Raw genomic sequence first — 6,431 nt, forward strand, 5'->3', positions numbered from 1 at the left:
ATTCTGACCAAAGGCAAGCGGGGCCGCGCCGAATTGCCTCTTGACCTTTGATGCAGCGATCTTTTTCCTTGGGCAACGGGGGGGCTCAAAGGAGGCGCCATGCCTTATCTGCAAACCTGGCTCCAGGCCCGACTGTCGCAGGAGACGATCATCCTTGCGGTCGGCCTCGTTGCGCTCCTAATCGGTGTCGGCGTGGCCCGTCTGGTCATGGCGCTGATCGCGTGGCTGGTCGGCAATAATGCCCGGCTGCTGGCCTATGTCAGCCTCAAGCGCCTGCGTCCGCCACTTTATACCCTCGTACCGGTCTATTGCCTGATCCTGGGATTGCGGCTGGCGATGCCTGATGCGCTGAAAGACCCGTTCTTCTCCGGCCTCATCAAGGTGGCGACCGTCGCCCTGATGTACTGGCTGGTGATCCGCATCATAGATACGGTCAGTATCGCCATTACGCGGCGCTATGATATCGGCGTGAAGGACAATCTGCGCGCTCGCCAGATTCATACCCGCATCATGGTGGTGCGGCGGATCGCCTTTTTCTGCGCCTTTATCCTGGCGCTATCGGCGGTCTTCCTGCTGTTCGATACGCTGCGCGGTTTAGGGGTAAGCCTGCTGGCTTCGGCCGGGGTGGCGGGACTGGCCATCGGTCTGGCTTCGCAGAAGGTGCTGGGCAATTTGCTGGCCGGCATCCAGATCGCCCTGACCCAGCCGATCCGGCTGGAAGATGCCGTGGTGGTGGAAGGCGAGTGGGGCTGGGTGGAGGAAATCACCCTGACCTATGTGGTGGTGCGGCTGTGGGACCTGCGCCGGCTGGTGCTGCCGATCAGCTATTTCATCGAAAAGCCTTTTCAGAACTGGACGCGCACCTCTGCCAGCATCATCGGTACGGTGGAAATCTATGCCGATTACAGCCTGCCGGTCGATCCGTTGCGCGAACGGCTACAGACCTTGCTGGCCGGGACCATGCTGTGGGACGGCAATACCCAGGTGGTGCAGGTGACCGAGGTGGAGCGCGACGTGATGAAAATTCGCATCCTGGTCAGCGCCGTCGATTCGCCCACGGCCTTCGATCTGCGCTGTTTCGTACGCGAGCAGGTAGTGGCTTTCATATTGGAGAACTATCCGGCTTGCCTGCCCAAGACGCGGGCGTTACTGGAACCGGATGATCATAGAGATATCCGACCCGCATGACGACCGGCTGACGCCTTACCGCGATGTGAAGGACCGTGACCTGACCGGCCGCGAGGGGCTTTTTATGGCCGAGGGCAAGGTAGTGCTGGAACGGCTGTTTACATCCAGTTTGGCTGAAACGGTCAGCGTCCTGACCACGCCGGAGCGATTATCAGGCCTGGCGCACCTGCCGGAGGCGCCGGTCTATGTGGTGTCACAGGCTACAATGGATGCGGTGGCCGGTTTTCCGATTCACCGTGGCTATCTGGCCCTGGGGCGTTATACGCCGCCCTTGAGTCTGGAAGACGCCGTGGCAGGCCAGCGGGCGCGGGTTCTCGTGCTGTCGGGTATCGCCAATACCGACAATATGGGCGGATTGATGCGCAATGCGGCGGCTTTCGGCATTGGTGCGGTGCTCCTCGATGCCACCTGCTGCGATCCGCTGTATCGTAAGGCGATCCGCGTCAGTGTCGGCGGCGTTCTGGAAGTGCCGCATTACCGGGCGGATGACCTGATCGGCATCTTGCGACGGCTCGATCTGACGCCCTATGCGCTCAGTCCTTCGGGGCAGGTAACGCTGGATCAGGTGCGGCCGGCGGCGCGGTCCGCCCTGCTTTTCGGCGCCGAAGGGCCAGGGCTCCCGGCGGAAATCATGGCCGCCTGCACGACTGTACGGATTGAGATGCACGGCGGCTTTGACAGCCTGAACGTGGCAACAACATCCGGTATCGTTCTGTACCAAATGTGCCGCTAACAGGGATCAGGCGCCGGCTGTCTTTGGTTGTTTTGGCAGTCGTTCAGCGGCTGTTTCGACGCGATTACGGCCTGTTTCCTTTGCCCTGTACAGCGCTTCGTCGGCATCCCAACTCAGCATGTCCAGGGTTTGACCTTTGGCGGGGTGGATGACCGCAAGGCCGATGCTGACCGTGACCTGGCGGGGCAGGTTGAATTCGGACAGGCTCGATACGTTTTCCACGAGCTTGCGCACGCGTTCGGCCACCAGTCGGGCGCGAGGCAGGGGCGTGTCCGGCAGGATCAGGGCGAATTCCTCGCCACCGGGGCGCGCCGCCAGATCGATTTCCTGGCGAATGCCGTTTGCGAGCATGGCGGCGACCGCTTGCAGGCAGTGATCGCCGGCGCTGTGGCCATAGGTATCGTTATAGCGTTTGAAGAAATCGACATCGATCGACAGCAGGGCCAAGGCGGTGTCGCTGCGTTCCGCACGCGCCCATTCACTGGCCAGGCGTTCGTCATAGGCACGGCGGTTGGCCAGGCTTGTCAGCGGATCGGACCGGCTCTGGATTTCAAGCGCCCTGTTCAGGGCTTCGAGGGCTTCGCTGCGCGCGGCAAGATCCTGCGCCATCAGACGGTTTTCGGCGGACAGGCTCATGGCGCGAAACAGGGTGCCGCCCAGCCGCCGGGCGACGATGACCTGGGCCACGCAAAAGAGAAGGCAGGCTATGGCGAGGATCAGGTATTCCGGGCGGCCGGCACTCGCGAAACCCAGGGCGCCCAGGAGAAGGATGGGAAGCTGGAAGGCCGTATGGTTCGGCCAGTAGGACAGGTTGACAATGGTCAGGCTGATGGCACCCAGCGACATGGCAGCGGCGACCGAAACCTGAAATTCGCTGCCGGCGCCGATCATCCACATCAGGCCGGAACCCCAATTGACACCCGCCAGGCCGGTCATGCCGATAGCCGCATTGGCCCAGAAACGCGGCGACTTGCGGCTGTCTTTCCAGCGCCGGTATGCCATGACGAGGGCGCCACGCAACAGCAGCAGACAAAAGCTGATAGTTAGCCAGGCCAGCAGGAAATCGGAATGGGTTTCGCTCCAGTAGACAATAGCCAGAACGACAATAGCCACCCCTGTCAGTACGGCGGTGGGGATCATGCTTTCGTACAGAGGCTCAAGGCGGGCCTTTAGAAGGGACTGATCGGAAATATGCGCCGTGGCCACTCAGGTACTCCGGTTACTGGTGTGGCCAGGTTAGGGCGAAAAGCTTAATTTCCAGTTTTGTGGATAAGAAAAAACCTTACATATAAAGGGTTTGCGGTAATATTTACCTTGGGGAAGCGGCCGGCGATCACACCCGGACGGCCTCCGTGCGCCGACCGGCATTTCCGAAAATACGCAGATAGCGCGCGATCTCGGCGGGATCGCCGGTGGCTTTTTCCGGATTGTCGGAGAGCTTGACCGCCGGCCGGCCATCCGCCTCCGTCACCTTGCAGACCAGGGATATGGCATCCAGTCGGCCAGTGTCAAAAGGGGCGCAGTCGCGGAAGTCATTGGTCAGGTTGGTGCCCCAGCCGAAGCTCATCCGCACCCGGCCATGGAAATGGCGGTAGGTGGCCTCGATGGTGTCGATATCCATGCCGTCGGAGAAGATCAGCAGCCTGGACTTCGGATCGACGTCCTTGGACTGCCACCAGCGGATAATCTGTTCGCCGCCTTCGATGGGCGGGGCACTGTCCGGGCGGAAACCGGTCCAGTCGGCCAGCCAATCGGGGGCGTGTTCGAGGAAAGCGGTGGTGCCGAAGGCATCGGGCAGGGCGATCAGCAGATTGCCGTCATAATGGGCGCGCCAGTCTTCCAGCACTCGATAAGGGGCCGAGGCGATTTCGGCATCGCTGTTGGCCAGTGCCGCCGCGACCATCGGTAGTTCGTGGGCATTGGTGCCGATGGCTTCCAGATCGTTATCCATGGCCAGCAGCACATTCGACGTGCCGATAAAGCGCTTCCCCAGACCTTCTTTCAGGGCCTCGACACACCAGCGCTGCCACAGGAAGCTGTGACGGCGGCGTGTGCCGAAATCGGAAAGGACCAGGTCGGGCAGGGCCTGCAGGCGTTCGACCTTGCCCCACAGTTTCGCCTTGGCGCGGGCATAGAGCACATCGAGCGCGAACCGGCCTTGGCCACGCATGGCGGCCCGTGAACGCAACTCGTTGATGATGGTGAGGGCCGGAATTTCCCACAGGGTGGTTTGCGTCCATGGGCCATGAAAACACAGCTCGTACTGGCCATCGACCTTGCGCAGGTCATATTCCGGCAGTTGGAAGTCCTTCAGCCAGGCTATGAAGTCCGGGCTGAACATCTGGGTCTTGCCGTAGAAGGTATTGCCGGCGAGCCAGATCAGTTCCTTGGGCGCGAAGCGGACGGTGCGGGCGTGATCGAGCTGGGCACGCAGTTCGGCCTCATCGATTTCATCTGCCAGATGGACCGTGTGGTTGCGATTCAGCACGGCGAAAGTCACCGGCACCTCGGGGTAGAGGTGCCGGATCATCTGCAGCATCAGCAGCTTGTAGAAATCGGTATCGAGCAGGCTGCGGACGATCGGATCGAGCCGCCAGTTATGATCATAGGTGCGGGTGGCGATATCGGTGACCGCCATCAGCCTTCGACCGTGGTCTCCGGGCGGTTTTCGCCATGAGCCAGTTCATCGTGCCAGACGCCATCCGTGCCTTCATAGGAAATGCCGGTGTCGCTGCCGGGCGCGGTCTGTTCGCGTGCGGCGGTACGGGCGGCTTTCAGCGCCAGATCATGGCTGGCGAAGGTTTCCGAAAAGGTGCCGCCGACCGTATAGGCCCAGCCGCCATCGTGCTGAACCACTTTGTAGATGACTTTGGACATGCCTGCTCGTTCCTGACGCTTGGAGTTACGGGTGCAGGGGCTGCGCCCCTGCTAGATTTCCTGATTGTAGTCAGTGATTTCCGGATACTTGGCCAGGCGGGGCTTCACTTCCTTGCGGAACAGATCGCGCATGTCGTCTTCGGAGCGCAGGGATTCGACCACGACCACCAGTTCCGGCTTGTTGGAGGAGGCGCGGACCAGCACCCAGGAGCCGTCTTCCAGATGGACGCGGGCACCGTTGACCGTGATGACCTCGGTGACCTTGCGACCAAGGATCGAGCCGCCGGCGGCCAGCAGGTCTTCATATTCCTTCACGATCTTTTCCAGGATCTGGTACTTGATCTCGTCGGCGCAGTGCGGGCTCATGGTGAGCGAGGTATAGGCCACCGGCAGGGCGTTCTTCAGTTCCGACAGGCTCTTGCCCGGATTGCGGTCGAGCATGGCCAGGATGGCTTCGGCCGCCTTCAGGCCGTCGTCGTAGCCTCGGCCGATCGGCGGGGCCAGGAAGAAGTGGCCCGACTTCTCAAAGCCAGCCAGGGCCTTCAGTTCGTCGGTCTTGCGCTTGATATAGGAGTGGCCGGTCTTCCAGTAGACGGTCTTGGCGCCATTCTTCTTCAGCACTTCGTCGGTGGCGTAGAGACCGGTCGACTTCACATCGACCACGAAGGTGGCGTTCTTGTAGATTTCCGACAGGTCGCGGGCCAGCATCAGGCCGATCTTGTCGGCGAAGATCTCATTGCCCTCGTTGTCGACCACGCCGCAGCGATCACCATCGCCATCGAAGCCCAGGGCGACATCGGCGCCATATGCCTTCACGGCCTTGGCCATGTCGACCAGCATTTCGTGGTCTTCGGGGTTCGGGTTGTACTTCGGGAAGGTCGAGTCGAGATTGGTGTCGAGTTCGATGACCTCGGCCCCCATGGCGCGCAGAGTTTGCGGCGCGAAGGCGCCGGCCGTGCCGTTGCCGCAGGCGCAGATGACCTTCAGCTTGCGCTTAAGCTGCAGCTTGGAGGAGATGTCGTCCATATAGCGCTGCTGCACGCCCTCGACGCGGGTCAGCTTGCCGCCGGGGCGCTCGACGCCGAGGCCGCCCATGACGATCTCCTTCAGGCGGGTCATTTCCTCGGGACCGAAGGTCAGCGGCGCCTGGCAGCCCATCTTCACGCCGGTCCAGCCATTATCATTGTGCGAGGCGGTGACCATGGCAACGCAGGAGGCGTCCTGGTCGAACTGGGCGAAATAGGCGATGGGCGACAGACACAGGCCGATATCGATGACCTCGATGCCGGCCTGCATCAGGCCGAGGATCAGGGCGTTCTTGATATTGGTCGAATAGGAGCGGAAGTCATGGCCGGTCACCAGCTTCGGCGTGACGCCGCGCTCATGGATATAGGTGCCCAGCCCAAGGCCCAGGGCTTGGATGCCCAGAAGATTGATTTCCTTGCCGAAGACCCAGCGCGCGTCATATTCGCGGAAACCTGTCGCCTTCACCTTGGCCTGGGTCTCATATTCGTAGGTATTCTCGGCGATATCGGGCTTGGGCAGAAGCGTCATTTCAGGCAGGTCCTCAGATATGTCGGCACGGTATAGGCGTCCTATGCCACATCGAAAAGTAAAAATTCAAAGCCTCTCG

The 6,431-nt window shown here is 61.3% G+C and carries 6 protein-coding genes; 2 read left to right on the forward strand and 4 right to left on the reverse strand.

From position 1 onward, the window contains the following. Positions 1-99: 99 nt before the first annotated feature. Both QM647_RS17810 and QM647_RS17815 read left to right on the forward strand, forming a co-directional pair. On the forward strand, positions 100-1,188 hold the full coding sequence (locus tag QM647_RS17810; RefSeq protein ID WP_414996899.1) for a mechanosensitive ion channel family protein: 1,089 nt from the start codon (positions 100-102) through the stop codon (positions 1,186-1,188). Then, entirely contained in the window at positions 1,160-1,921 is a 762-nt protein-coding gene (locus QM647_RS17815; RefSeq protein WP_414996900.1) for a TrmH family RNA methyltransferase, read from the forward strand. Before QM647_RS17810 ends, QM647_RS17815 begins: the two co-directional genes overlap by 29 nt. Positions 1,922-1,927: 6 nt before the next feature. Here the strand turns inward: QM647_RS17815 and QM647_RS17820 are convergent, their stop codons facing one another. The 4 genes from QM647_RS17820 to QM647_RS17835 all read right to left on the reverse strand — a co-directional run bounded on the left by QM647_RS17820 (position 1,928) and on the right by QM647_RS17835 (position 6,352). Then, a complete protein-coding gene (locus QM647_RS17820) occupies positions 1,928-3,127 on the reverse strand; it encodes a diguanylate cyclase domain-containing protein (RefSeq protein WP_414996901.1) in 1,200 nt (399 codons plus the stop codon). Between the two features lie 127 nt (positions 3,128-3,254). Further along, entirely contained in the window at positions 3,255-4,559 is a 1,305-nt protein-coding gene (pncB, locus tag QM647_RS17825; protein ID WP_414996902.1) for a nicotinate phosphoribosyltransferase, read from the reverse strand. Further along, positions 4,559-4,798 (reverse strand): DUF2188 domain-containing protein, encoded by a 240-nt coding sequence (locus tag QM647_RS17830; RefSeq protein WP_414996903.1) that lies wholly within the window; start codon positions 4,796-4,798, stop codon positions 4,559-4,561. The genes pncB and QM647_RS17830 overlap by 1 nt, the downstream gene beginning before the upstream one ends. Positions 4,799-4,849: 51 nt before the next feature. Then, the gene (locus tag QM647_RS17835; protein WP_414996904.1) at positions 4,850-6,352 is read right to left on the reverse strand and encodes a phosphomannomutase/phosphoglucomutase; all 1,503 of its coding nucleotides are present in this window, start codon (positions 6,350-6,352) and stop codon (positions 4,850-4,852) included. Between the last annotated feature and the right edge of the window lie 79 nt (positions 6,353-6,431).

It is taken from the genome of Asticcacaulis sp. (assembly GCF_047605585.1).
Classification (GTDB): Bacteria; Pseudomonadota; Alphaproteobacteria; order Caulobacterales; family Caulobacteraceae; genus Asticcacaulis.